Origin of the sequence: Vibrio sp. Vb1337, from assembly GCF_033338715.1 — a bacterium.
GTDB classification, from domain to species: domain Bacteria; phylum Pseudomonadota; class Gammaproteobacteria; order Enterobacterales; family Vibrionaceae; genus Vibrio; species Vibrio alginolyticus.
This window is the reverse complement of record NZ_JAWOTD010000316.1, coordinates 1-1,001: the sequence shown is the minus strand read 5'-3', so window position 1 is coordinate 1,001 and position 1,001 is coordinate 1. Positions and strand designations below refer to the sequence as shown.

Annotated in this window: 1 protein-coding gene; it reads right to left on the bottom strand. The window is 43.4% G+C overall.

Going from position 1 to position 1,001, the window contains the following annotated elements; translation table 11 throughout:
- Window positions 1-109: 109 nt before the first annotated feature.
- On the bottom strand, window positions 110-1,001 hold an 892-nt coding region (locus tag R7E42_RS25890; RefSeq protein WP_318073370.1), incomplete at its 5' end, for a glutathionylspermidine synthase family protein.

Here is a 1,001-nt window from a genome sequence, read left to right as displayed (position 1 = left end):
TACTCAACGCGGTGTTGCGTTGGCTGAAGAGCAATAAAATAACGTAATCGTTGATCATTGAAATTGAACATCTGATATGAAAAAGCTCTCCGAATGGAGAGCTTTTTCATTACGTCAAAATCACATGTGGAATGTAGCGCGCCATATCTTGTGTCACTAGGCTACTATCTTCACGAATCGAAATACCCGCCGCTCTATCATTGACGAGCCAACTACCGATTAACGTATGGTTCTGCCCAAACTTAGGCAACGGATGATATTTCTGAACGATATTGAACTTCGATTCATAAGGCCCCGGCGTTTTCACCAAGCGCTTTCCATCTTTGACGATCTCAATATTCGCCCCCTCCCGTGAGAATAACGGTTTGATGACATAATCGTTCAAACAACTCGCTTTTGGGTCATTAGCAAAATAGGCAGGCAAAAGATTGGGATGATTTGGAAAGCGTTCCCACAACAATGGCAAAAGTGCTTTATTGGATAAAATCGATTTCCACATGGGTTCTAGCCAGTTGACATTTGCAGTCGCTAAGTATTTCGCGTATTCCTCTTCAAACATGAATTCCCAAGGATAAAGTTTGAACATCCAACGAATGGCTCGTTCGTCCACATCCACAAATTTTCCGTCTTCCGTTACACCAATATCTTCGACGTGCACAAAAGCTGTCGCTAGCCCCGCCTCGCGCGCGCAATCTTCTAAATACTGGACAGTCGCTTTATCTTCTTCTGTGTACTTGCAACAGCTAAAGTGGAGAGTTTGTCCCGGTTGATATTTGGCTATCTCCGCAAAGCGCTCAATTAGAAAGTCTTGAAGAATATTGACTTGATCCGCAGCTTGATGAATTCGAGCTTTGTTAACTACATCTTCCAGCCACACCCATTGCCAAAAACCCGTTTCAAACAAACTTGTCGGTGTATCGGCATTGTTTTCGAGTAGCTTTGCTGGTGATGTTCCGTTATACGCAAAATCCAAACGAGAATAGAGTGAAGGCTCTTTTCGT